Genomic DNA, 23845 nt, shown 5'->3' with positions numbered 1-23845 from the left:
CATGAACTTACTCGGCTTTCAGACCGTCAGCCGATACGGCGCGTACGCCGTGGATCTTTTTGGTGATCGCCACGGCAGTGGTTTTCTGCGCTTCGGTGACCGCGACAGTCGACGACAGGGAAACCACGCCTTTGTTGGTTTCTACCTTGATGTCGGTGCCAGGAATGCCTTTTTCGGTGACCAGATCGGATTTGACCTTGGTGGTGATCCAAGTGTCGGAGGTAGCGCCTTCAGCCTTTTTCATCGACGCGCCGGCCGAATCAGTGGCGGTCTCGGCCGCGAAGGCAACGTTGCCCAGAGCCAAGGTCAGGGCGGCGGCAGTAGCGGCAGCAATTGCAAACTTCTTCATACGAGTCACTCCTGTTTTTCGAAAAACTGCAGCCTGTTGATCCTGGCGGCAGGGTTAGTCAGGTAGTTGCACGGCCTGTGCCACTTGGCCAAAAACATAAAACCCATAAAATTCAAATAGTTACGTTAACAGCGTGATTCATCGATCGTGCACCTTGCACGCTTGCCGGAAAAGCTGCGTGCAAGTTGCATGTTCGCTAAAGGTTGGACACCGACGCGGCAGGCAGGCTCATGCCTGCACGCCGATGGTGTTTGAGCAGGCAAAAAAAAGGACCCTCGCGGGTCCCTTTTTTTCAAACCATCAGATGTGCTTAAACACCTGACTTCTTGGCATCTTCAACGTCCTTGATGGACAGCTTGATACGGCCGCGGTTGTCCACGTCCAGTACCAGCACTTCCACTTCCTGACCTTCCGTGAGGATGTCAGTGACTTTGTCGACGCGTTCTTTGCTCAGCATCGAGATATGCACCAGGCCGTCCTTGCCAGGCAAGATGTTGACGAAGGCGCCGAAGTCGACGATACGCTCGACCTTGCCCACGTAGATCTTGCCGATCTCGGCTTCTGCGGTGATGCCCAGAACGCGCTGACGTGCTGCTTCAGCTGCCTCCTTGGATTCGCCGAAGATCTTGATCGAGCCGTCGTCTTCGATGTCGATCGAAGCCTTGGTCTCCTCGCAGATGGCGCGGATGGTGGCGCCGCCCTTGCCGATCACGTCACGGATCTTGTCGGTATCGATTTTCATCGCAATCATGGTCGGCGCGTTTTCCGACAGCTCGGAACGCGACTGGCCAATGATCTGGTTCATCTGGCCGAGGATATTCAGGCGCGCTTCCAGGGCTTGGCCCAGAGCGATTTCCATGATTTCTTCGGTGATACCGTTGATCTTGATGTCCATCTGCAGCGCGGTCACGCCCTTGGCGGTACCGGCTACCTTGAAGTCCATGTCGCCGAGGTGGTCTTCATCACCCAGGATGTCAGTCAGGATGGCGAACTTGTCGCCTTCTTTCACCAGACCCATGGCGATACCAGCAACCGGAGCCTTCAACGGCACACCGGCATCCATCAGGGCCAGGGAAGCGCCGCAGACCGAAGCCATGGAGCTCGAACCGTTGGACTCGGTGATCTCCGACACCACGCGGATGGTGTAAGGGAACACGTCGGCGGCAGGCAGCATGGCCTGAACCGAACGGCGGGCCAGACGGCCGTGACCGATTTCGCGACGGCCTGCGCCGCCCATGCGACCACACTCGCCCACCGAGAACGGAGGGAAGTTGTAGTGCAGCATGAAGGGGTCTTTCTTCTCGCCTTCCAGGGTGTCCAGCAGCTGCGCGTCACGGGCGGTGCCCAAGGTCGCAACGACCAAAGCCTGAGTTTCACCACGGGTGAACAGGGCCGAACCGTGAGTCTTGGGCAGAACGCCCACTTCGATGTTCAACGGGCGCACGGTCTTGGTGTCGCGGCCGTCGATGCGTGGTTTACCGTTGACGATGTTCTCGCGCACGGTACGGTATTCGATCTCACCGAAGATTTCTTTGACCTCGCCAGCGCTCGGGCCGCCTTCGGTGGCGAACTTGGCCACGACCTGGTCACGCACTTCGCCCAGACGGGCATAACGATCGGCCTTGACGGTGATGGTATAGGCGTCGGAAACAGCCGCACCGAATTCGCCACGGATGGCGTCCAACAGCGGGGTATTCTGCGGCTTGGCCGACCAGTTCCAGGTCGGTTTGGCAGCTTCGGCGGCCAGTTCCTTGACGGCGGTGATCACCGACTGGAACTCGTCGTGGGCAAATAGCACGGCGCCCAGCATCTGGTCTTCGGTCAGCTCTTTGGCTTCCGATTCAACCATCAGCACGGCGTCGGAGGTACCGGCCACGACCATGTCCAGGCTCGAAGCAGCCAGTTGCTCGTAAGTCGGGTTCAGCAGGTAGCCGGTGCTTTCGTGGAACGCCACGCGAGCGGCGCCGATCGGGCCTTCGAATGGAATGCCGGAGATGGCCAGGGCTGCCGAAGTACCGATCATCGCAGCGATGTCCGGATCGGTTTTCTTGCTGGTGGAAACGACGGTGCAGACAACCTGCACTTCGTTCATGAAGCCTTCAGGGAACAACGGGCGGATCGGGCGATCGATCAGACGCGAGGTCAGGGTTTCTTTCTCGGAAGGACGGCCTTCACGCTTGAAGAAACCACCGGGGATCTTGCCGGCCGCGTAGGTTTTTTCCTGATAGTGCACAGACAGGGGGAAGAAGCCCTTGCCTGGATCGGCTTGCTTGGCACCGACCACGGTCACCAGCACGGTGACGTCGTTGTCGACGGTAACCAGCACGGCGCCGGAAGCTTGACGAGCAATACGGCCCGTTTCGAGGGTAACGGTCGATTGACCGAACTGGAATTTCTTGATGACCGGGTTCACGGTTTCCTACCTTCTTTGTTGGCTCTTGGGGAATCGTTTTCTTTCGAATTTGTGGGCAGCACGGGGTATCGGCCCCATTTTGCTGCGCCAGATAAAACTTGAGGCTGGATGCCTGCCTCGCCGGGTGATGCAATCACCGCAGCATGACAAACAACCAACCTCATTGATACGCCGACGCGAGCGTCGCTCCAGGCATGACTGCCCGGCTCGACGGCCTCGCGTCTGCACACCACTCTGGCAGGGCCGCTATTAGCGACGCAGGCCCAGACGACCGATCAAGGTGCTGTAACGAGTGGTGTCTTTGCCTTTCAGGTAGTCCAGCAGCTTGCGGCGCTGGTTAACCATGCGGATCAGACCACGACGGGAGTGGTGATCTTTGCCGTTGGCTTTGAAGTGACCTTGCAGCTTGTTGATGTTGGCGGTCAACAGGGCGACCTGAACTTCAGGCGAACCGGTGTCGCCGACAGCTTGCTGGTAGTCGGTAACGATTTGAGCTTTTTCTTCAACGCTGAGTGCCATGAGGGCTTCTCCATTTCAAGGAAACCGCGAACGATTTCCAACAGGCCGAGGACAGATCCTCGTATTTAAAAGTAGGGACAACCGTGCCTGCTGACAGCAGCCCTAGTTCGGTCATTCCGACCGAATCAAGCGACGCGGCGCAATGCGCCCGTCTTCGGCCACTTCACCGATACCGATGAAACGACCTGTGTGATCTTGCACCCGCACCATGCCGAACTGCGGCGCGTCGGGAGCTCGGACAGCCTGGCCGTGTAGCCAGTAGAACGCGCTGTGCTCGGAAAACTGCAGCAGCGGCCAATCCTGCAAGCCACTGTCGGAGGGCATCAGGAACCGGTCGAGGGCTTCATTGCCACCTTCGGCGTGAGCTTGTTCCAATGCTTCCAGCGTGACCGTCTGCGCCAGGCTGAAGGGGCCTGCCTGGGTACGGCGCAGCTCGGCGACATAGGCACCACAGCCCAGACGCTCACCGATGTCTTCCACCAGAGTCCGAATATAGGTGCCTTTGGTGCAGTCCACCACCAGCCTTGCCCGGGTGCCTTCGTGTTCCAGCAACTCCAGGCGCGCAATAGTAACAGAACGCGGCTCGCGCTCCACCACTTCCCCTGCACGCGCCAGCTTGTACAGCGGCTGCCCGTCGCGCTTGAGCGCCGAATACATCGGCGGGATCTGCGAGATAGGGCCGCGGAAAGCCGGCAGCACGGCCTCGATATCAGCACGACCGACCGTCACTTCGCGGGTTTGCAGGACCTCACCCTCGGCATCGGCCGTGGTGGTGGTCTGGCCCATCTGCATGACGGTCTCGTAACCCTTGTCGGAGTCGAGCAGGTATTGGGAAAACTTGGTCGCTTCGCCGAAGCACAACGGCAGCACGCCACTGGCCAACGGATCGAGGCTGCCGGTGTGCCCTGCCTTCTCGGCGTTGAGCAGCCAGCGCACCTTCTGCAAGGCAGCGTTGGAGGTGAACCCCAGCGGCTTGTCGAGCAGGATGATGCCACTGACGTTACGACGGATACGCTTGACCTGAGCCAACGGGGCTACTCCTTGTCTGCCTGGTCGGCGTCATCGGCCACGTGCTGGCTGTCTTCAGCCACTGCGCGTTCGATCAGGGCCGACAAGTGGGCACCACGGGTCACGCTTTCGTCGTAGTGGAAGTGCAACTGCGGCACGCTGCGCAGCTTCATTTCCTTGCCCAACTGCACGCGCAGGAAACCGGCGGCGCTGTTGAGCACCTTGATGCTCTGAGCGATGTCTTCCTTGCTGTCTTCGCCCATGACGGTGATGAACACCTTGGCATGACCGACATCGCGGCTGACGTCGACGGCGGTGATGGTCACCAGGCCGACGCGCGGATCCTTCACTTCACGGCGGATCAACTGAGCCAGCTCGCGCTGAATCTGATCACCGATACGTTGGGTACGGCTGTATTCTTTTGCCATGTCTTGCTACCTGTCACTGAAGCGGCAAACGCCCGGTCACGTTGTCCCTGAATGGGCTTCCCTGACCGGGCGTCACCTTTGGAGCCGAGCCCGCGAGGGCGTCGACTCATGCAGCTCGCGTCTCTGGTTTTGAAACCTTAGAGGGTACGAGCAACCTGGACCTTCTCGAAGACTTCGATCTTGTCACCGACCTTGACGTCGTTGTAGCTCTTGACGCCAATACCGCATTCCATGCCGGCACGGACTTCCGAAGCATCGTCCTTGAAGCGGCGCAGGGATTCCAGCTCGCCTTCGAAGATAACGATGTCTTCGCGCAGAACACGGATCGGACGGTTACGGAAGACCGTACCTTCGATGACCATGCAACCGGCGATCGCACCGAACTTCGGCGAACGGAACACGTCACGCACTTCGGCGATGCCCAGGATATTCTCGCGAACGTCGCTGCCGAGCATGCCGGTCAGGGCTTTCTTGACGTCTTCAATGATGTCGTAGATCACGTTGTAATAACGCATATCCAGACCTTCCTGCTCGACGATCTTGCGCGCACCGGCATCGGCACGTACGTTGAAGCCGAACACGACCGCATTGGAGGCCAGTGCCAGGTTGGCATCGGATTCGGTAATACCACCGACGCCGCCACCGACCACACGCACTTGTACTTCGTCGTTGCCCAGACCGTTGAGCGCGCCCTGCAAAGCTTCCAGCGAACCACGGACGTCGGATTTGAGGACGATGTTGAGCGTCTTCTTCTCTTCCTGGCCCATGTTTTCGAAGATGTTTTCCAGCTTGCCGGCGTGAGCACGGGCCAGTTTCACTTCGCGGAACTTGCCTTGACGGAACAGCGCGACTTCACGGGCCTTCTTCTCGTCAGCCACAACGCTCATTTCGTCGCCAGCATCCGGGGTACCGTCCAGACCGAGAATCTCGACCGGGATGGAGGGGCCGGCTTCCTTGATCGGCTTGCCGTTCTCGTCGAGCATGGCGCGCACGCGGCCATAGTTCGAGCCGACCAGGACCATGTCACCTTGACGCAGTGTACCGTCCTGAACCAGAACAGTTGCCACCGGGCCACGGCCCTTGTCCAGGCGCGATTCAACGACCACACCACGACCCGGAGCCGAAGGCGTTGCCTTCAATTCCAGTACTTCGGCTTGCAGCAGCACGGCTTCGAGCAATTCGTCGACACCGGTACCCATCTTGGCCGAAACCGAAACGAACGGCGTATCACCGCCCCACTCTTCGGAGGTCACGCCATGCACGGACAGCTCGCTGCGGATACGATCCAGGTCAGCGCCGGGCTTGTCGATCTTGTTCACGGCCACTACCAGCGGAACGCCGGCAGCCTTGGCGTGCTGAACGGCTTCAACGGTCTGCGGCATCACGCCGTCGTCCGCTGCAACCACCAGAATCACGATGTCGGTGGCCTTGGCACCACGGGCACGCATGGCGGTAAACGCGGCGTGGCCCGGGGTGTCGAGGAAGGTCACCATGCCACGGTCGGTTTCGACGTGGTAGGCACCGATGTGCTGCGTGATACCACCGGCTTCGCCAGCGGCCACTTTGGCACGACGGATGTAGTCGAGCAGCGAGGTCTTGCCGTGGTCAACGTGACCCATGACGGTGACAACCGGTGCACGGGAGAACGCCTCGCCTTCAAACTTCAGCGATTCAGCCAGGGAATCTTCCAGTGCGGTGTCGCTGACCAGCGTCACTTTGTGGCCCAGTTCCTCGGCAACCAGTTGGGCAGTTTCCTGATCCAGTACCTGGTTGATCGTGGCTGGGGTGCCCAGCTTGAACATGAACTTGATGACTTCAGCAGCCTTGACCGACATCTGTGCAGCCAGATCGCCAACCGTGATGGTCTCGCCGATCTGCACGTCACGCACGACAGGACCGGTAGGGCTCTGGAAACCGTGGGCGTTGCGCTTTTTCAGCTTCGACTTGCCACGACCGCCGCGACGGAAGCTGTCGCTTTCCTCTTCGGTGGTACGCGGGGCGGCACGTGGAGTCGGCGCCTTTTCCTTGACCGATGCACGATGCGGCGTGTTCTTGCGCTCGCTGTCGCCACCACGACGGTTGTCGTCGGCGCGCGGCTTGTCCGGGCGACGTGGCTCCTCTTTCTTGCGAGCGTCGGCAGCCGGAGCTGGGGCAACGCTGGCCAGATCGATATCAGGCACGGAAGCGACCGGCGCAGGCGCCGCGGCCGGAGCCGGTGCAGCCGCCTGGGCAGCCGCAGGCTGGCCGGCGGTCCCGGGCTGGCGACGGGTTTCTTCGTCGGAACGCTGACGAGCTTCGGCTTCAGCCTTCTGGCGCGCAGCATTTTCAGCGGCACGACGTTCTTCGAGCTCGCGCTTTTGCTCGGCCTGAATTTCTTCAGGGCTGCGCTGCACGAACACTTTCTTCTTGCGTACTTCTACGCTGATGCTTTTGCTACCGGCCACACGCAAGGTGCTTTGGGTTTTACGCTGCAAGGTAATCTTGCGCGGTTCTTCCACTTTCACCTTGTGGCTGCTTTTCAAATGAGCCAGCAGAGCCTGCTTCTCATTATCGGTCACAACTTGAGCGGCGTCGGTGTGCGGCAGACCTGCCTCACGCATCTGCTGCAACAGGCGCTCTACCGGTGCGGCGACCTCTTTGGCCAGTTCTTTCACCGTGACTTGCGTCATGCACTTCTCTCCTCAGGCCGCGCCTACTTACTCGAACCAGTGGGCTCGGGCGGCCATGATCAACTTGCCGGCACGATCATCGTCAATGCCGTCGATGTCGAGCAGGTCGTCAATAGACTGCTCGGCCAGGTCTTCGCGGGTAATTACGCCGCGCACCGCCAGTTCCATCGCCAAATCCTTGTCCATACCCTCAAGCGAGAGCAGGTCTTCGGCCGGATGGGCGTCTGCCAGCTTTTCCTCAGTAGCGATGGCGTGAGTCAACAAACGATCCTTGGCCCGAGCGCGGAGCTCGTTGACGATCTCCTCGTCAAAGCCGTCGATGTTGAGCATTTCTTCCAACGGTACGTAGGCAATCTCTTCCAGGCTGGTGAAGCCTTCGTCTACCAGCACCTGCGCCAGGTCTTCGTCGATTTCCAACTCGTCGATGAAGTTGCGCAGGATGTCGCCGGTTTCCGCTTGCTGCTTGGCCTGGATGTCCGATTCGGTCATTACGTTCAGGGTCCAGCCGGTCAACTGGCTGGCCAGACGCACGTTCTGCCCGCCGCGACCAATGGCCTGAGCCAGGTTGTCGGCGCCGACCGCGATGTCCATCGCATGGGCGTCTTCGTCAACGATGATCGCTGCCACTTCGGCAGGCGACATGGCGTTGATCACGAACTGCGCGGGGTTGTCGTCCCACAGCACGATGTCGACACGCTCGCCGCCCAACTCACCGGAGACTGCCTGGACGCGCGAACCGCGCATACCGATGCAGGCACCCTGTGGGTCGATACGCTTGTCCTTCGAGCGAACGGCGATCTTGGCGCGCGAACCCGGGTCACGGGAAGCGGCCATCACTTCGATCAGCCCTTCGGCGATCTCCGGCACCTCGATGCGGAACAACTCGATCAGCATTTCCGGCGCAGTACGCGACAGGATCAGCTGCGGGCCGCGGTTCTCGGTGCGGATTTCCTTGAGCAGTGCACGCAGGCGCACACCCACCCGGAAAGTTTCACGGGAAATAATGTCTTCGCGAGCCAGCAAGGCCTCGGCGTTATTGCCCAGGTCAACGATGACGTTGTCGCGGGTCACTTTCTTGACCGTACCGGCGATGATCTCGCCCAGACGTTCGCGGTAAGCGTCAACCACCTGGGCGCGCTCGGCTTCACGAACTTTCTGCACGATGACCTGCTTGGCGGTCTGTGCAGCGATACGGCCGAATTCGATGGACTCGATCTTTTCTTCGACGACATCGCCAACCTTGGCTTCAGGGTGCGTGAGCACAACCTTGTCAGGCCAGGTTTCGATGGCGGGATCGTCCAGATCGGCTTCTTCGACCACGGTCCAGCGACGGAACGTTTCATAAGCACCGGTGTGGCGGTTGATTTCCACACGCAGGTCCACTTCATCTTCGAACCGCTTCTTGGTCGCGGTTGCCAGCGCAATTTCCAGCGCTTCAAATATTACGCCTGCCGGTACACCCTTTTCATTGGATACCGACTCAACAACCAGCAGTACTTCTTTGCTCATCGTACGCCTCGCCTTTCGCACGCCATCGGATCCGCGGGATCCGCAGTATCTGGCACGTCTCAGTCAAAACTGGGAATAATGTTGGCCTTGTCGATCGAATCGATCGGCAGCAGGAATTCATGGTCATCCACTTGCACCACGACGTCCTGCTCCTCCACCCCGCGGAGAAGGCCCTGAAAGTTGCGGCGACCATCAAAGGGCGTGCGCAACCTTATCTTCACTTGATCGCCGGCATGCGAAGCGAACTGTTCAAGAGTGAACAGCGGGCGATCCATGCCTGGAGAAGAAACTTCAAGGGTGTATTCAACGCTGATTGGATCTTCGACATCCATGATCCCGCTGATCTGGCGACTGACGATTTCGCAGTCCTCCACCAGTACACCGCCTTCTTTATCGATATAAATACGCAACAATGAGTGGCGACCCTGAGCCGAAAACTCGATACCCCAGCATTCATAGCCAAGGGCCACGACCACCGGGGCCAACAAGGCCTGCAACTGTTCTAGCTTGCTCGACACCTGAACCCCCTCGTGCATGCTTCACAAATAAAAAATGGGCAAAGCGCCCATCCCTGATACGCCGTTTGAATACCGGCGCTGAGAACTGTCCAGCTAACAAAAAGCCCCTTGAAAGGGGCTCTGCTAAAACTGGTTGCGGGAGCTGGATTTGAACCAACGACCTTCGGGTTATGAGCCCGACGAGCTACCAGACTGCTCCATCCCGCGACAAAGCTGGGGCGAAAGTATACGGCTGAACCCGTTGATGGGTCAATCCAAGACTTCCGCCGACAAGAAAGCCCGCATCTGCGGGCTCTCCTGATAATTGGTACCGAGAAGGGGACTCGAACCCCTACACCCTATGGGCACAACCACCTCAAGGTTGCGTGTCTACCAATTCCACCACCTCGGCAATACTACAGTTGAAACCTTGCCTCTCGACTCCGTGTCACTTTTTCTCTGGCGCTTGAGGTACGTCAGTAGTTTTCACGTCTGTCTTTTGCTCTTGAAGCACCGGAACATCATCTGCTGCCGGCTTTTGCTTCGGTGCCTCCATGACCGCTGGTGCTGGCAAACCTACTTGAGTCAGCGCGTGAGCTTTCTCTTTAGCAAAGTAACCTAACCCCAAGCTGGTTATGAAGAAACTGGCGGCAAGTATAGCAGTAAACTTACTCAGAAAGGTAGAGGAACCTTGGCTTCCGAAGACAGTATTTGATGCCCCTGCTCCGAAAGACGCGCCAGCGTCCGCACCTTTACCCTGTTGCATCAATACCAGGGCAACAACGCCCAAGGCAGCCAACAGATGAAGAACGACTACGACTGTTTCCAGCATTTTTCAGTTTCCCGCGGCACGAATGATCGCACCGAACTCATCTGCATTCAGGGAAGCTCCACCAATGAGCCCCCCATCGATATCCGGCATGCCGAACAGTTCGACCGCATTGGCCGCCTTGACGCTGCCGCCGTAGAGAAGCCGCACACCGTGTGCGACTTCGGCATTCTCTGCCGCCAGCTGAGCCCGGATGGCGGCGTGCACATCCTGAGCCTGCTGGGGCGTTGCCGTGAGGCCGGTGCCGATGGCCCACACAGGCTCATAAGCAATGACCGCACGAGCGAAGGCACTGATTCCCAGCGCCTTGATCACACTGCCGAGCTGATGCCCGACCACTTCCAGCGTCTTGCCCGCATCACGCTGCTCCAGGGTTTCCCCAACACAGAGCACCGGTACCAGGCCGCTGGCTTGAGCCGCAGAAAACTTGCGGATCAACACCTCGTCCGTTTCGCCGATCAACTGGCGGCGCTCGGAATGACCCACGAGCACCAGCGAGCAACCGAGGTCGGCCAATTGACTGGAAGCAACTTCCCCGGTCAATGCGCCCTGCTCCGATTGCACCGCGACGTTCTGTGCGCCGACCGCGATCGCTTGCCCCTTGAGGCTGTCGATCACGCCTTCGATGTGCAGAAAGGACGGAAACACCGCCACATCCACACTACTCGGTACTGTCAAGGCGCTCAGACCCTGGGTCAGCTCAACGACGCTGGCGCGGGTACCGTGCATTTTCCAGTTACCAGCTACCATAGTGCGACGCATGCTGTACCTCGTCGGTCAAAGTGGGCGCAGATGTTACCCAACGGATTCATGGCTGGCAAGCCGAATTCAGCCGCAAACTTCAGTCACCAGTTTTGCAAGCTCTTCGGCATAGCCGCGGACCGTGCTTTCTTCTTCGCCTTCGACCATCACCCGCACCAGCGGCTCGGTGCCGGACTTGCGCAGCAACACACGGCCACGGCCACCCATGGCCTCGGTGACGCGGCTGCAGGCATCCAGCACGGCCGGGTGGGTCACTGGGTCGACACCACCGGCAAAGCGTACGTTGATCAACACCTGAGGGCACTTGCGCACACCCAGACGGGCCTGAGCCAGGGTCTCGTCACGACGCTTGAGCGCCAGAATCACTTGCAGCGCGGCAATCGCGGCGTCACCCGTGGTGGTGTGACGCAGACAAATAATGTGTCCGGACGCTTCACCGCCGAGGTCCCACTCACGCTCCAGCAGTTCGGCGATGACATAACGGTCACCGACATTGGCGCGCGCGAATGGAATGTCGAGGTCGGCCAAGGCCAGCTCCAGGCCCAGGTTACTCATCAAGGTGCCGACTACCCCGCCGTGCAGGCGATCGCGCTCCTTGAGGTCACGGGCAATGATGAACAGGAGCTCGTCACCGTCGACCACCACACCGGTGTGATCGACCATCAGCACACGATCGCCGTCCCCGTCGAAGCCGATGCCCAGGTCAGCCTGCTCGGCCACTACGGCTGCCTGCAGCGACTCCATGTGGGTCGAGCCGCAGTTGTCGTTGATGTTCAAGCCGTTGGGCTGGGCCGACAGCACGGTGACCTTGGCGCCCAGCTCGCGAAACACGTTGGGGGCAATCTTGTAGGTCGCACCGTGGGCGCAATCGATGACCACGTGCAGACCGGCAAAATCGGTGCTGGTGGGCACGCTGCTCTTGCAAAATTCGATATAACGGCCGGCAGCGTCGTTGATCCGCGACACCTTGCCCAGCTTGCTGGACTCGGCCACTGTCATCGGCACGTCCATCAGTTCTTCGATCATCAGCTCCAACTCGTCGGGCAGCTTGGTGCCCTGCCCGGAAAAGAACTTGATACCGTTGTCGTCGTGAGGGTTGTGCGAGGCACTGATCACAATACCTGCTTCGGCATGGAAGGTGCGAGTCAGATAAGCAATGCCTGGCGTCGGCATCGGCCCCAGCAACATCACATCGGCGCCGGCCGCAGACAGGCCGGCCTCGAGTGCGGATTCGAACATGTACCCGGAGATGCGTGTGTCCTTGCCCACCAATACCCGGCAAGTGCCCTGCTTACGGAACGCCATGCCGGCTGCCCAGCCCAGTTTCAGCATGAAATCAGGGGTGATCGGAAACTGGCCGACCCGACCGCGAATGCCGTCGGTGCCAAAATATTTCTTGCTCATGAAACGCTCCGTAGTGCTTATTCGGCGGTCTCGACCGCTTCGATCATCCGAACCAGATCGACGGTTTCAGGGACATCGTGTACCCGCAGGATACGCGCGCCCTTCTGGATCGCCAAGGCGGCGAGCGCCAGGCTGCCATAGAGGCGTTCCGATACCGGCTTGTCCAGCGTGCGCCCGACCATGCTCTTGCGCGACACGCCCACCAGCAGCGGCCGCTCAAGGGCAAACAGCTCGGCCATGTGTTTGAACAGGCTGAGGTTGTGGGCATGGCTTTTGGCAAAACCGAAGCCGGGGTCCAGCACGATGCGCTCCAGAGGGATGCCGACTGCCACGCAGGCGTCCATGCGCTCGCGCAGGAAGCTGCAGACTTCGCCCACCAGATCGTTGTAGTGAGGATCGTCCTGCATGTTCCCAGGCTCGCCCCGCATGTGCATCAAACACACCGGCAGGCCAGTGGCTGCTGCGGCCGCCAGCGCGCCGTCACGGCGTAGCGAGCGCACATCGTTGATCAAACCGGCGCCGAGTTGTGCGGAGCCGGTGATCACCTCAGGGGTGGACGTGTCCACCGAGATGATCACCTCCAGCTCGCGATGGATGGCTTCGACGGCTGGCAGCACGCGATCCAGCTCTTCCTGCACGCCCACGGGAGGCGCGCCGGGACGAGTGGACTCGCCGCCAATATCGATCAGCGTAGCACCGGCTTCAACCATGGCTCGCGCATGGCTCAAGGCCAGGTCGCGACGGTTGAAGCGGCCGCCATCCGAAAAGGAATCCGGGGTGATGTTGAGAATGCCCATGACGTGGGTCCGGGACAAATCAAGAACCCGGTTGCCGCAAGGCAACCGGGTTGGGTACAGCGAGGAGGACATGTAAAACCTTAGCGTTGAATGGACGACTCAGTGCTGGGCCGCAGGGCCACCAATCGGCGCCTCGGGACGATCGATCGGGGTGATCGGCGTGCCGGTCGAACCACCGCCGCCAGACCAGTCGCGAGGTTCACGCGGCGTGCGACCGGCCATGATGTCGTCGATCTGATCGGCATCGATCGTTTCGTATTTCATCAGGGCATCGGCCATGGCGTCGAGCTTGTCCCGGTTGTCCGTGAGGATCTGCTTGGCCGTGGCGTAGCACTGGTCAATGATGCTGCGCACTTCCGAATCGATGACTTTCGCGGTCTCGCCGGAAACGTTTGCACTCTGACCACCACCGCCACGACCCAGGTAGCCTTCGTTCTCGTCTTCCGCATACATCAACGGACCGAGCTTCTCGGACAGACCCCACTTGGTCACCATGTTTCGTGCAATCTGGCTGGCACGCATGATGTCGTTGGACGCACCGGTGGTTACACCGTCGAAGCCCAGGGTCATTTCCTCGGCAATACGGCCGCCGTACAGCGAACAGATCTGACTGATCAATGCGCGCTTGGAAAGACTGTAACGATCTTCTTCCGGCAGGAACATGGTGACACCCAGCGCTCGACCGCGCGGAATGATCGAAACCTTGTACACCGGATCATGCTCAGGCACGACGCGACCGACGATGGCGTGGCCCGCCTCGTGGTAAGCAGTGTTCTGCTTCTCTTTCTCGGACATGACCATGGTCTTGCGCTCGGCGCCCATCATGATCTTGTCTTTGGCCAGCTCGAACTCTTTCATCTCGACAATGCGCTTGCCGTTGCGCGCGGCAAACAGCGAGGCTTCGTTGACCAGGTTGGCCAGGTCGGCACCGGAGAAACCCGGCGTACCGCGAGCGATGACCGCTGGGTTGACGTCGTCGCCCAGCGGGGCCTTCTTCATGTGAACCTTGAGGATCTGTTCGCGACCGCGGATGTCTGGCAAGCCCACCACCACCTGACGGTCGAAGCGACCTGGACGCAGCAGCGCGGGGTCCAGCACGTCAGGACGGTTGGTCGCAGCGATGACGATGATGCCATCATTCATCTCGAAACCATCCATCTCTACCAGCAACTGGTTGAGGGTTTGTTCACGCTCGTCGTGACCGCCACCCATGCCGGCGCCACGATGGCGGCCGACGGCGTCGATTTCGTCGATGAAGATGATGCAAGGCGCGTGTTTCTTGGCCTGCTCGAACATGTCACGGACCCGGCTCGCACCGACACCCACGAACATTTCGACGAAGTCCGAACCGGAAATGGTGAAGAATGGCACTTTTGCTTCGCCGGCAATCGCCTTGGCGAGCAACGTCTTGCCGGTACCCGGTGGGCCGACCATCAGCACACCCCGAGGGATACGCCCGCCCAGTCGCTGGAACTTGCCCGGATCGCGAAGGAATTCCACCAGCTCGCCGACCTCTTCCTTGGCTTCGTCGCAGCCGGCGACATCGGCCAAGGTGGTCTTGACCTGATCTTCAGAGAGCAGTCGTGCCTTGCTTTTGCCGAAACTCATCGGCCCGCCCTTGCCTCCCGCACCGCCTTGCATCTGGCGCATGAAGAACATGAACACGGCGATGATCACCAGGATCGGGAAGCTGGCCACCAGCAACTGGGTCCAGATGCCCTGCTGCTCAGGCATTTTGCCTTCGACCGAAACATGGTTCTCGACCAGGTCGCCAATCAGGCCATTGTCCGGAATGTTCGGGCGAATGGTCTTGAAAGAGTCGCCATCATTGCGCTTGCCGGTGATGACCAGGCCATCGACCGCCACGCGCTCGACCTTGCCATCCTTGACCTGCTGAATGAAGTCGGAATAGTTGAGGGTCTGCGGCTCATTAGGGCTGGAAAAGTTGTTCATGACCGTGACCAGCACGGCTGCAATGATCAACCACAGGATCAGGTTCTTTGCCATATCGTTCAATTCGCTACCCTCTGAAGCCTGCTACCCGCAACCCACGCAGGCGTGCTTCGCATGATTTTTCACCGGCTTAACTTACACCATATCCCATGGCCTTGCAGTCAACGTCTGTAACCCTTTGTGACGATAGACTACAAAATCATCGAACAGGTTCGGCAGGCTCAGCCATTTGAAAAAAGCTATCACCCACCTAGGGAGTTCTCGCTTGGCATCTGCAAACCCTTGAAACCGCGGGCCAGCAAGTACTGCTCACGGGAGCGGTCGCGCGACGACGAGGGTTTGCGCATCTGCACCTTGTCGAACATCTGCCGAACGGTCTTGTGATAAACGTCGAAACCTTCGCCCTGAAACACTTTGATAAGGAAGTCGCCACCGGGGCTCAAGACCCTTCCTGCCAAATCCAGCGCCAATTCACACAAGAACATGGCGCGAGGCATATCGACGGCTGCCAATCCACTCATATTGGGGGCCATGTCGGAAATCACAAGGTCTACCGGCGAATTCCCGACCGCCTCCAGGATCTGGGCCAGTACGGCCGCCTCGGTGAAGTCACCCTGAATGAAGGTGACGTCCTCGATGCTGTCCATTTCCAGGATGTCGGAGGCGATCAGGCGACCCTGGCCGCCGATCAGCCGGCTGGTGACCTGCGACCAGCCGCCTGGCGCTGCGCCCAGGTCGATCACGGTCATCCCCGGACGGATGAGTTTGTCCTTCTCCTGGATCTCCAGCAGCTTGTAGCTGGCGCGCGAGCGGTAGCCGTCCTTTTGCGCCAGTTTGACGTAAGGATCGTTGAAGTGTTCTTTGAGCCAGTTAAGGCTGGTCTTGGAGCGGGCCACAGGGCACCTCGAATAACGGTCGTGATTAACTGGGCGGACTCTCGGGCGCTCGGGTAAACTGGCCGCCGCTTTTTACAGATCAGACAAAGGGTCAGATTATGCCGCTCACTCAGGAGCAGAAGAAACAATACAAATCCATTGGCCACCATCTGAAACCAGTCTTGACTGTGGCAGATAATGGTTTGACCGAAGGCGTTCTGGCCGAACTGGAACGCGCTTTGGGCGATCATGAGCTGATCAAGATCAAGCTCAACATCCTTGATCGCGAAGCACGCCTGGAATCCATTGCCGGGCTGTGCAAGGCCGGCCGTGCCGACCTGGTCCAGGTCATCGGCAAAATGGCGCTGATCTATCGCAAGAACCCGCAGGTCAACAAGCAATTGTCGAACGTGCATCGGTTCCATTGATGGCTGTGTAACGCCACCCCTATGGAAGCAAGGCTTGCCTGCGATGAGGGCCTTCCGGACGCCATCGCAGGCAAGACTTGCTCCCACAAGGGTGACAAGCCTGCCTGATCACGCACTCAGACGTGCGCAACCTCGACGATTTCATACTCGATCACGCCGCTCGGCGTCTTCACCACCACCACATCACCCTCTTCCTTGGCGATCAAGGCACGGGCGATGGGCGACCCCACCGACAGCTTGCCCCGCTTGATGTCGGCTTCGTCTTCCCCGACGATCTGATACTTCACGCGCTCGTCAGTCTCGACGTTGGCGATCTCCACCGTCGTGCCGAAAATCACCTTGCCGGTGTGCGGGATGGTCGACACATCGATGACCACGGCATTCTGCATGCGGCCTTCGATGTCGCGGATCCGCGCTTCGACCATACCTTGCTGCTCACGGGCAGCATGGTATTCGGCGTTTTCCTTGAGGTCACCGAGCTCGCGCGCGGTGCCGATGTCCTGGCTCAGCTTGGGACGTATCACCTTGGTCAGGTGATGCAGCTCCTCTTCCAGGGCGCGCGCGCCCTGAACAGTCATGGGGTACTTGATCATGCTTTAAGCCCTGCATGTAGATCCTGCAAGCGACGCACGGTCTTTTCCGGACCGAATTTCAGCGCTTCGCAGATCGCCTCGCCCGCAGCAATGGTCGTGGTGCAGTAAATCTTGTGCTGCAGGGCGTTGCGACGGATGGAATAGGAATCGGCAATCGACTGACGGCCTTCGGTGGTGTTGATGATCAGCGTGACTTCGTCATTCTTGATCATGTCGACCACGTGCGGACGGCCTTCGGTCACTTTGTTCACGCGACGCACCTTCAGGCCCGCCTCTTCGATGATACGCGCGGTGCCAGCGGTGGCTACCACTTCGAAGCCAAGGGAGATCAGGTCGCGTGCAACGCCGGCCACCAAGGGCTTGTCGTCGTCGCGCACGCTGATGAATGCAGTACCGCCAGTCGGCAACACTTCGCTGGCGCCCATCTGAGCCTTGGCGAAAGCTTCGCCGAAGGTATCGCCCACGCCCATGACTTCACCGGTGGACTTCATCTCCGGGCCAAGGATCGGGTCGACACCGGGGAACTTGGCGAACGGAAATACCGCTTCTTTTACGCTGTAGAAGTTCGGGATGATCTCCTTGGTGAAGCCAATTTCCTTCAAGGTTTTGCCAGCCATGACGCGGGCGGCGATCATCGCCAGGGAAACACCGATGCACTTGGACACGAATGGCACGGTACGCGAGGCACGTGGGTTGACTTCGATCACGTAGATCTTGTCGCCCTGCAGGGCCAGCTGCACGTTCATCAAGCCGATGACACCCAGTTCCAGGGCCATCTTCTTGACCTGCTCGCGCACTTCGTCCTGCACGTGAGCCGGCAGCGAGTACGGTGGCAGCGAACAGGCGGAGTCACCGGAGTGAACACCGGCCTGTTCGATGTGCTGCATGATCGCGCCGATGACCACGTCGGTCCCGTCGCACACCGCATCCACGTCCATTTCGATGGCGCAGTTGAGGAAGTGGTCGAGCAGCACCGGGCTGTCGTTGGACACCTGCACCGCTTCACGCAGATAACGCTTGAGCTCATCCAGTTCGTAGACGATCTCCATGGCGCGGCCGCCCAGCACGTAGGACGGACGAACCACCAGCGGGTAACCGATCTTGCCGGCGGCGCGGATGGCTTCTTCTTCGCTGCGAACAGTAGCGTTTGGTGGCTGCAGCAGGTTCAGGCGCTCGACCATCTGCTGGAAGCGCTCACGGTCTTCGGCCCGGTCGATGGAGTCCGGGCTGGTGCCGATGATCGGCACGCCGGCTTCTTCCAGCGCGCGCGCCAGCTTCAGCGGGGTCTGGCCGCCGTACTGGACGATCACGCCTTTGGGCTTCTCGACGCGCACCACTTCCAGCACGTCTTCCAGGGTCAACGGCTCGAAGTACAGGCGGTCGGAGGTGTCGTAGTCAGTGGAGACAGTTTCCGGGTTGCAGTTGACCATGATGGTCTCGTAACCGTCTTCGCGCAGGGCCAATGCCGCGTGCACGCAGCAGTAGTCGAACTCGATGCCCTGGCCGATACGGTTGGGGCCGCCACCCAGAATCATGATCTTGTCGCGAGTCGACGGGTTGGCCTCACACTCCTCCTCGTAGGTGGAGTACAGGTAGGCCGTGTCGGTGGCAAACTCGGCGGCGCAGGTGTCGACGCGCTTGTACACCGGAAACACTTCGAGCTTGTGACGATGACGACGCAGGTTCTTGTCGGTAATGCCCAGCAGCTTGGCCAGACGCTGGTCGGAGAAGCCCTTGCGCTTGAGGCGGAACATCAAGTCCTTGTCGATATCGGCCAGACCCAGGGTCTTGACCTTCTCTTCGTCCTTGATCAGGTCTTCCATCTGCACCAGGAACCAGCGGTCGATCATGGTCAGCTTGAAGATCTGGTCGACGGTCATGCCAGCGCGCATCGCATCGGCCACATACCAGATACGCTCGGCGCCCGGCACGGTCAGCTCGCGTTTGAGGATGCTGTGAAAGTCGGGGTTGCTCGGGTCGACTTTAGGGTCCAGACCCGAAACGCCCACTTCCAGGCCGCGCAGGGCTTTTTGCAGGGATTCCTGGAAAGTCCGGCCGATGGCCATGACTTCACCCACCGACTTCATTTGCGTGGTCAGGCGCGCGTCGGCCTTGGGGAATTTCTCGAAGGCAAAGCGCGGCAGCTTGGTCACGACGTAGTCGATGGATGGCTCGAACGACGCCGGGGTCTTGCCACCGGTGATGTCGTTGGACAGCTCGTCCAAGGTGTAACCCACGGCCAGCTTGGCGGCGACCTTGGCGATCGGGAAACCGGTGGCCTTGGACGCCAGGGCCGAAGAACGAGAAACACGCGGGTTCATCTCGATCACGACCATGCGGCCAGTGTCCGGGCAGATGCCGAACTGGACGTTGGAACCGCCGGTCTCGACGCCGATCTCGCGCAGCACCGCCAGGGAGGCGTTACGCAGGATCTGGTATTCCTTGTCGGTCAGGGTCTGGGCCGGAGCCACCGTGATGGAGTCGCCGGTGTGCACGCCCATCGGGTCGAAGTTCTCGATGGAGCAGACGATGATGCAGTTGTCCTTTTTGTCGCGGACCACTTCCATCTCGTACTCTTTCCAACCGATCAGCGATTCGTCGATCAGCAGTTCCTTGGTCGGCGACAGATCCAGACCACGGGCACAGATTTCTTCGAACTCTTCACGGTTGTAGGCGATGCCGCCGCCGGTGCCGCCCATGGTGAAGGACGGACGGATGATGCACGGGAAGCCGAGCTTCTCCAGCACCGCATTGGCCTCTTCCATGTTGTGGGCGATACCCGAGCGCGGGCAAGCCAGACCGATGGACTTCATGGCCTTGTCGAAGCGTGAACGGTCTTCGGCCTTGTCGATGGTGTCGGCGTTGGCGCCGATCATTTCCACGCCGAACTTCTCGAGTACGCCTTCGCGTTCCAGGTCCAGGGCGCAGTTCAGAGCGGTCTGTCCGCCCATGGTCGGCAGCAGCGCATCGGGGCGCTCTTTCTCGATGATCTTGGCAACGGTCTGCCACTTGATCGGCTCGATGTAGGTGGCGTCGGCCATGGCCGGGTCGGTCATGATGGTCGCCGGATTGGAGTTGACCAGAATGACGCGGTAACCCTCTTCGCGCAGGGCTTTGCAGGCCTGGGCGCCGGAGTAGTCGAATTCGCAGGCCTGGCCGATGACGATGGGGCCGGCACCAAGAATCAGGATACTTTTAATGTCTGTACGTTTTGGCATGTTTGTCTCGAATCCGCAGGTCAACGGGCTAGCCGCTGAACGTTCACAGGCGGCGCTGGGAGGCTGTCTCCGGAGTTCCGGGGCCTGCGCCAGCGCGCATTACAATCAGAGCGATCAATCAGCGGCGCTTGGCCATCGAATTGATGAAACGGTCGAACAGCGGTGCCACGTCGTTCGGGCCCGGGCTGGCTTCAGGGTGACCCTGGAAGCTGAAAGCGTCCCGGTCCGTCAGCTCGATGCCTTGCAGGGTGCCGTCGAACAGCGATTTGTGGATGGCGCGCACATTGCTCGGCAAGGTCGCTTCGTCCACCGCGAAACCGTGGTTCTGGCTGGTGATCATCACCACGCCCGTGTCCAGGTCCTGGACCGGGTGGTTGGCGCCGTGGTGTCCGTGACCCATCTTGATGGTCTTGGCGCCGGCGGCCAGGGCCAGCAGCTGGTGACCCAGGCAGATGCCGAAGACCGGGATGTCGGTTTTGAGCACTTCCTGAATCGCCTTGATAGCGTAGTCGCAAGGCGCCGGATCACCCGGGCCGTTGGACAGGAACACGCCGTCCGGCTTGAGGGCCAGAACGTCGGCAGCGGGGGTTTGGGCCGGCACCACGGTGACGCGGCAGCCGCGCTCGACCAGCATGCGCAGGATGTTCAGTTTGACGCCGTAGTCGAACGCGACGACGTGATGCGGCAGATCCGCTTCGGCCAGCTCGGCGTGGCTGTCGGTTTTCAGGTCCCAGACCGTGGAGCGCCACTGATAGGTTTCCGTGCAGCTGACTTCCTTGGCCAGGTCCATGCCGTTCAGGCCCGGGAACGCACGGGCAGCGGCGATGGCAGCTTCTTCGGAAATATTGTCGCCGGCCATGATGCAGCCGTTCTGCGCGCCTTTCTCACGGAGGATCCGGGTCAGGCGGCGGGTGTCGATACCGGCGATGGCGACAACGTTGTTGGCCTTCAGGTAGTCGGACAGCGACATCGTGTTGCGCCAGTTGCTGGCCACCAGCGGCAGGTCACGGATGACCAGGCCAGCCGACCATACACGGCTGGATTCAGCGTCTTCAGGGGTGGTGCCGGTGTTGCCGATGTGCGGGTACGTCAGCGTGACGATCTGCTGGGCGTAGGAAGGATCGGTGAGGATTTCCTGATAGCCGGTCATTGCAGTGTTGAACACCACCTCACCAACGGTTTGACCGTCGGCTCCGATGGCCTCACCGCGGAAAATGCTGCCGTCGGCAAGGGCGAGTATGGCTGGCGTAGTCAAGAAGACCTCCGGTAAATAAACCTGAAAGGGCGATCGCAGGTTGTAAAAAAGCGGAATGACGTAGACCGTCACCCCGCTTCTTATCGAATACTCTGCGCGCTTTTAGTGGACACACTAAAGCTGTAGCTTACAGAAAAAGCCTTTTTTGGTCTACCGGTAATGGGGCGATTTGAGCGAGGGATGCGACAAGGTGGGGCAAAATGCCCTATTGCAGGGCCTTTCAGGTTTCGCCATGAATGTAGGGGGAGGCAGCAGGCCTCCCCACAAAATCGATCAATGCAGGTCCAGCACATCCTGCATGTCATACAGCCCAGGCTCGCGCCCATCCAGCCACAGCGCCGCACGAACGGCACCCTTGGCAAAGGTCATGCGGCTGGACGCCTTGTGGGTGATCTCCACTCGCTCGCCTTCCGCTGCAAACAAGACGGTGTGATCGCCCACCACGTCACCACCTCGCACCGTGGCAAAACCGATGGTCTCGCGCTGACGCGCACCGGTCTGGCCTTCACGGCCGTAGACGGCGACCTCCTTGAGGTCACGCCCCAAGGCCTTGGCCACCACCTCGCCCATGCGCAACGCGGTACCCGACGGCGCATCGACCTTGTGCCGGTGATGGGCTTCGAGAATTTCGATATCGGCATCGTCACCCAACACCCGCGCCGCCGTATCGAGCAATTTCAGGCACAGGTTGACGCCGACGCTGAAGTTGGCAGCGAAAACGATGGGTATATCCTTGCCAGCTTCCAACAGACGCAACTTCTCATCGTCGGTAAAGCCGGTGGTGCCAATGATCATCGCCTTGCCGTGCTTGCGGCAGAACGCGAGGTTTTTCAGGGTCACCGACGGATGCGTGAAGTCGATCAGCACGTCGAACTCATCGACCACCCGATCCAGATCACCCGACAGCGGGACCCCGATACGACCCAGGCCCGCCAGCTCGCCGGCATCGGCGCCCACCAGGCTGCTTTCAGCCCGATGTACAGCGGCGGTCAAGCCTGCGCCCGGCGCCAGATGCACGGCCTCGATCAGCGCCTTGCCCATGCGCCCGGCGGCGCCCATTACAGCTATACGTCGCATGCTCGATCCTTTTTACAAATCGCCAAAGAAGCGCTTCACACCGTCGAACCAACCGGTGGCCTTCGGCGAATGAGAGCTGTCGCCTTCCAGGGTCGCACGCAACTCTTCAAGCAATTCGCGCTGACGCTTGCCCAGATTGACCGGGGTTTCCACGGCCACACGACATAGCAGGTCGCCCGCACCACCACCGCGCACCGGCGCCACGCCCTTACCGCGCAGACGGAACTGCTTGCCGGTCTGGGTGCCCTCGGGGATACGCAGCTTGACGCGGCCATCCAGCGTAGGCACTTCCAATTCGCCCCCCAGCGCCGCATCGGTGAAGCTGATCGGCACATCGCAGTACAGGTGTTTGCCGTCGCGCTGGAAAATGTCGTGGTCACGAACGTTGATCACCACATACAGATCGCCAGTCGGGCCACCCTGGGTGCCCGCCTCGCCTTCGCCCGACAAGCGAATGCGGTCGCCGGTGTCGACGCCCGCTGGCACCTTGACCGACAGCGTCTTGAACTCTTCGACACGGCCTTCGCCGTGGCAGGAATCGCACGGATCGGAAATGATCTTGCCCTGGCCATGGCAACGCGGGCAGGTCTGCTGCACCGAGAAGAAGCCTTGCTGCATGCGCACCTGACCGATACCGCCGCAAGTCGGGCACGTCACTGGCGCCGAGCCTTTCTTCGCGCCACTGCCATCGCAAGGTTTGCAGTTGACCAGGGTCGGCACCCGGATGCTGACCGTGGTCCCGCGCACCGCCTCTTCCAGGTTCAGTTCCAGGGTGTAACGCAGATCGCTGCCGCGCTGTGCGCCGCCACGGCCGCCACGACCCTGGCCGCCACCGAAGAAATCGCTGAAAACGTCACCGAAGATGTCGGAGAAGTTGGCACCGCCGGCCGCGCCGCCAAAACCACCGCCGCCGCCCATGCTTGGGTCGACGCCGGCGTGGCCGTACTGATCGAATGCCGCCCGCTTGCTGGCATCGGAGAGCACTTCATAGGCCTCGTTGGCCTCCTTGAATTTCTCTTCAGACGCTTTGTCATCAGGGTTACGGTCCGGGTGATACTTCATCGCGAGACGGCGGTAGGCCTTCTTCAGGTCCGCTTCGCTGGAGCTGCGCTCCACCCCCAACACTTCGTAATAGTCACGCTTTGCCATATGTCTTCGTACTCTTCAGGGAGCCAGCACGCCTGGGCGCCAGAGGCCGTACTACCAACACGCCACCGGGGCCTGTTGTAACAAAAAATTCGTGTATTCCAGATACGCCAACG

Annotated in this window: 20 protein-coding genes and 2 tRNA genes; 1 reads left to right on the top strand and 21 read right to left on the bottom strand. The window is 60.1% G+C overall.

Features of this window, described 5'->3' with window-relative positions; genetic code table 11:
- Window positions 1–7: 7 nt before the first annotated feature.
- From HB675_RS19785 to rlmE, 16 genes are all read right to left on the bottom strand, one after another.
- Window positions 8–349, bottom strand: a complete 342-nt coding sequence (locus tag HB675_RS19785; protein ID WP_213880644.1) for a BON domain-containing protein — start codon at window positions 347–349, stop codon at window positions 8–10.
- Window positions 350–659: 310 nt separating this feature from the next.
- On the bottom strand, window positions 660–2762 hold the full coding sequence (gene pnp / locus HB675_RS19780) for a polyribonucleotide nucleotidyltransferase (RefSeq protein WP_213880642.1): 2103 nt from the start codon (window positions 2760–2762) through the stop codon (window positions 660–662).
- A gap of 249 nt (window positions 2763–3011) precedes the next feature.
- Window positions 3012–3281 carry a 30S ribosomal protein S15 gene (rpsO, locus tag HB675_RS19775; RefSeq protein ID WP_213880640.1) on the bottom strand — a complete coding sequence of 90 codons (270 nt, stop codon included), beginning with the start codon at window positions 3279–3281 and terminating at the stop codon, window positions 3012–3014.
- Between the two features lie 111 nt (window positions 3282–3392).
- The gene (gene truB, locus HB675_RS19770; protein ID WP_213880639.1) at window positions 3393–4310 is read right to left on the bottom strand and encodes a tRNA pseudouridine(55) synthase TruB; all 918 of its coding nucleotides are present in this window, start codon (window positions 4308–4310) and stop codon (window positions 3393–3395) included.
- 5 nt (window positions 4311–4315) lie between these two features.
- Window positions 4316–4717 carry a 30S ribosome-binding factor RbfA gene (gene rbfA, locus HB675_RS19765; RefSeq protein ID WP_213880637.1) on the bottom strand — a complete coding sequence of 134 codons (402 nt, stop codon included), beginning with the start codon at window positions 4715–4717 and terminating at the stop codon, window positions 4316–4318.
- Between the two features lie 137 nt (window positions 4718–4854).
- Window positions 4855–7386, bottom strand: a complete 2532-nt coding sequence (gene infB / locus HB675_RS19760; RefSeq protein WP_213880635.1) for a translation initiation factor IF-2 — start codon at window positions 7384–7386, stop codon at window positions 4855–4857.
- 27 nt (window positions 7387–7413) lie between these two features.
- Window positions 7414–8895, bottom strand: coding sequence for a transcription termination factor NusA (gene nusA, locus HB675_RS19755; RefSeq protein WP_213880634.1), 1482 nt, complete (start codon window positions 8893–8895; stop codon window positions 7414–7416).
- Between the two features lie 59 nt (window positions 8896–8954).
- Window positions 8955–9413 (bottom strand): ribosome maturation factor RimP, encoded by a 459-nt coding sequence (gene rimP / locus HB675_RS19750; protein WP_213880632.1) that lies wholly within the window; start codon window positions 9411–9413, stop codon window positions 8955–8957.
- A gap of 130 nt (window positions 9414–9543) precedes the next feature.
- Window positions 9544–9620: transfer RNA gene (locus HB675_RS19745), tRNA-Met, on the bottom strand.
- 98 nt (window positions 9621–9718) lie between these two features.
- A tRNA-Leu gene (locus HB675_RS19740) sits at window positions 9719–9804 on the bottom strand.
- A gap of 36 nt (window positions 9805–9840) precedes the next feature.
- Window positions 9841–10224, bottom strand: coding sequence for a preprotein translocase subunit SecG (gene secG, locus HB675_RS19735; RefSeq protein ID WP_213880630.1), 384 nt, complete (start codon window positions 10222–10224; stop codon window positions 9841–9843).
- A 3-nt stretch (window positions 10225–10227) separates the two neighbouring features.
- The gene (gene tpiA, locus HB675_RS19730) at window positions 10228–10983 is read right to left on the bottom strand and encodes a triose-phosphate isomerase (RefSeq protein ID WP_213880628.1); all 756 of its coding nucleotides are present in this window, start codon (window positions 10981–10983) and stop codon (window positions 10228–10230) included.
- A 66-nt stretch (window positions 10984–11049) separates the two neighbouring features.
- Window positions 11050–12387, bottom strand: coding sequence for a phosphoglucosamine mutase (glmM, locus tag HB675_RS19725; protein WP_213880627.1), 1338 nt, complete (start codon window positions 12385–12387; stop codon window positions 11050–11052).
- A 17-nt stretch (window positions 12388–12404) separates the two neighbouring features.
- Window positions 12405–13256: a dihydropteroate synthase gene (gene folP, locus HB675_RS19720; protein WP_213880625.1), complete on the bottom strand. Its 852-nt coding sequence runs from the start codon at window positions 13254–13256 to the stop codon at window positions 12405–12407.
- Window positions 13257–13283: 27 nt separating this feature from the next.
- A complete protein-coding gene (gene ftsH / locus HB675_RS19715) occupies window positions 13284–15191 on the bottom strand; it encodes an ATP-dependent zinc metalloprotease FtsH (protein WP_213880623.1) in 1908 nt (635 codons plus the stop codon).
- A gap of 188 nt (window positions 15192–15379) precedes the next feature.
- Complete coding sequence (gene rlmE / locus HB675_RS19710; protein WP_213880621.1) at window positions 15380–16033, bottom strand: 23S rRNA (uridine(2552)-2'-O)-methyltransferase RlmE; 654 nt, start codon at window positions 16031–16033, stop codon at window positions 15380–15382.
- 98 nt (window positions 16034–16131) lie between these two features.
- Here rlmE and HB675_RS19705 point away from each other — a divergent pair, with 98 nt between their 5' ends.
- Window positions 16132–16440: a YhbY family RNA-binding protein gene (locus tag HB675_RS19705; protein ID WP_213880619.1), complete on the top strand. Its 309-nt coding sequence runs from the start codon at window positions 16132–16134 to the stop codon at window positions 16438–16440.
- Window positions 16441–16556: 116 nt separating this feature from the next.
- On the opposite strand, the gene greA is transcribed toward HB675_RS19705, so the two are convergent.
- The 5 genes from greA to dnaJ form a co-directional block, all read right to left on the bottom strand.
- Window positions 16557–17033 (bottom strand): transcription elongation factor GreA, encoded by a 477-nt coding sequence (gene greA, locus HB675_RS19700; protein WP_213880617.1) that lies wholly within the window; start codon window positions 17031–17033, stop codon window positions 16557–16559.
- A complete protein-coding gene (gene carB / locus HB675_RS19695) occupies window positions 17030–20251 on the bottom strand; it encodes a carbamoyl-phosphate synthase large subunit (RefSeq protein WP_213880616.1) in 3222 nt (1073 codons plus the stop codon). The genes greA and carB overlap by 4 nt, the downstream gene beginning before the upstream one ends.
- Window positions 20252–20369: 118 nt before the next feature.
- Window positions 20370–21506 (bottom strand): glutamine-hydrolyzing carbamoyl-phosphate synthase small subunit, encoded by a 1137-nt coding sequence (gene carA / locus HB675_RS19690; RefSeq protein ID WP_213880615.1) that lies wholly within the window; start codon window positions 21504–21506, stop codon window positions 20370–20372.
- Window positions 21507–21779: 273 nt separating this feature from the next.
- On the bottom strand, window positions 21780–22583 hold the full coding sequence (gene dapB / locus HB675_RS19685) for a 4-hydroxy-tetrahydrodipicolinate reductase (protein WP_213880613.1): 804 nt from the start codon (window positions 22581–22583) through the stop codon (window positions 21780–21782).
- 12 nt (window positions 22584–22595) lie between these two features.
- Window positions 22596–23732 (bottom strand): molecular chaperone DnaJ, encoded by a 1137-nt coding sequence (dnaJ, locus tag HB675_RS19680; protein ID WP_213880611.1) that lies wholly within the window; start codon window positions 23730–23732, stop codon window positions 22596–22598.
- Between the last annotated feature and the right edge of the window lie 113 nt (window positions 23733–23845).

Source organism: Pseudomonas sp. dw_358 (genome assembly GCF_018449655.1).
Classification (GTDB): Bacteria; Pseudomonadota; Gammaproteobacteria; order Pseudomonadales; family Pseudomonadaceae; genus Aquipseudomonas.
The sequence above is the reverse complement of the archived record's forward strand: the minus strand, read 5'-3'. Positions and strand labels throughout refer to the sequence as shown.

Excerpts from the sequence above, each read along its gene's own strand:
- HB675_RS19785 (WP_213880644.1), bottom strand. The coding sequence starts at position 349 with ATGAAGAAGTTTGCAATTGCTGCCGCTACTGCCGCCGCCCTGACCTTG.
- rpsO (WP_213880640.1), bottom strand. The coding sequence starts at position 3,281 with ATGGCACTCAGCGTTGAAGAAAAAGCTCAAATCGTTACCGACTACCAG.
- rbfA (WP_213880637.1), bottom strand. The coding sequence starts at position 4,717 with ATGGCAAAAGAATACAGCCGTACCCAACGTATCGGTGATCAGATTCAG.
- infB (WP_213880635.1), bottom strand. The coding sequence starts at position 7,386 with ATGACGCAAGTCACGGTGAAAGAACTGGCCAAAGAGGTCGCCGCACCG.
- nusA (WP_213880634.1), bottom strand. The coding sequence starts at position 8,895 with ATGAGCAAAGAAGTACTGCTGGTTGTTGAGTCGGTATCCAATGAAAAG.
- secG (WP_213880630.1), bottom strand. The coding sequence starts at position 10,224 with ATGCTGGAAACAGTCGTAGTCGTTCTTCATCTGTTGGCTGCCTTGGGC.
- tpiA (WP_213880628.1), bottom strand. The coding sequence starts at position 10,983 with ATGCGTCGCACTATGGTAGCTGGTAACTGGAAAATGCACGGTACCCGC.
- glmM (WP_213880627.1), bottom strand. The coding sequence starts at position 12,387 with ATGAGCAAGAAATATTTTGGCACCGACGGCATTCGCGGTCGGGTCGGC.
- folP (WP_213880625.1), bottom strand. The coding sequence starts at position 13,256 with ATGTCCTCCTCGCTGTACCCAACCCGGTTGCCTTGCGGCAACCGGGTT.
- ftsH (WP_213880623.1), bottom strand. The coding sequence starts at position 15,191 with ATGGCAAAGAACCTGATCCTGTGGTTGATCATTGCAGCCGTGCTGGTC.
- HB675_RS19705 (WP_213880619.1), top strand. The coding sequence starts at position 16,132 with ATGCCGCTCACTCAGGAGCAGAAGAAACAATACAAATCCATTGGCCAC.
- greA (WP_213880617.1), bottom strand. The coding sequence starts at position 17,033 with ATGATCAAGTACCCCATGACTGTTCAGGGCGCGCGCGCCCTGGAAGAG.
- carB (WP_213880616.1), bottom strand. The coding sequence starts at position 20,251 with ATGCCAAAACGTACAGACATTAAAAGTATCCTGATTCTTGGTGCCGGC.
- dapB (WP_213880613.1), bottom strand. The coding sequence starts at position 22,583 with ATGCGACGTATAGCTGTAATGGGCGCCGCCGGGCGCATGGGCAAGGCG.
- dnaJ (WP_213880611.1), bottom strand. The coding sequence starts at position 23,732 with ATGGCAAAGCGTGACTATTACGAAGTGTTGGGGGTGGAGCGCAGCTCC.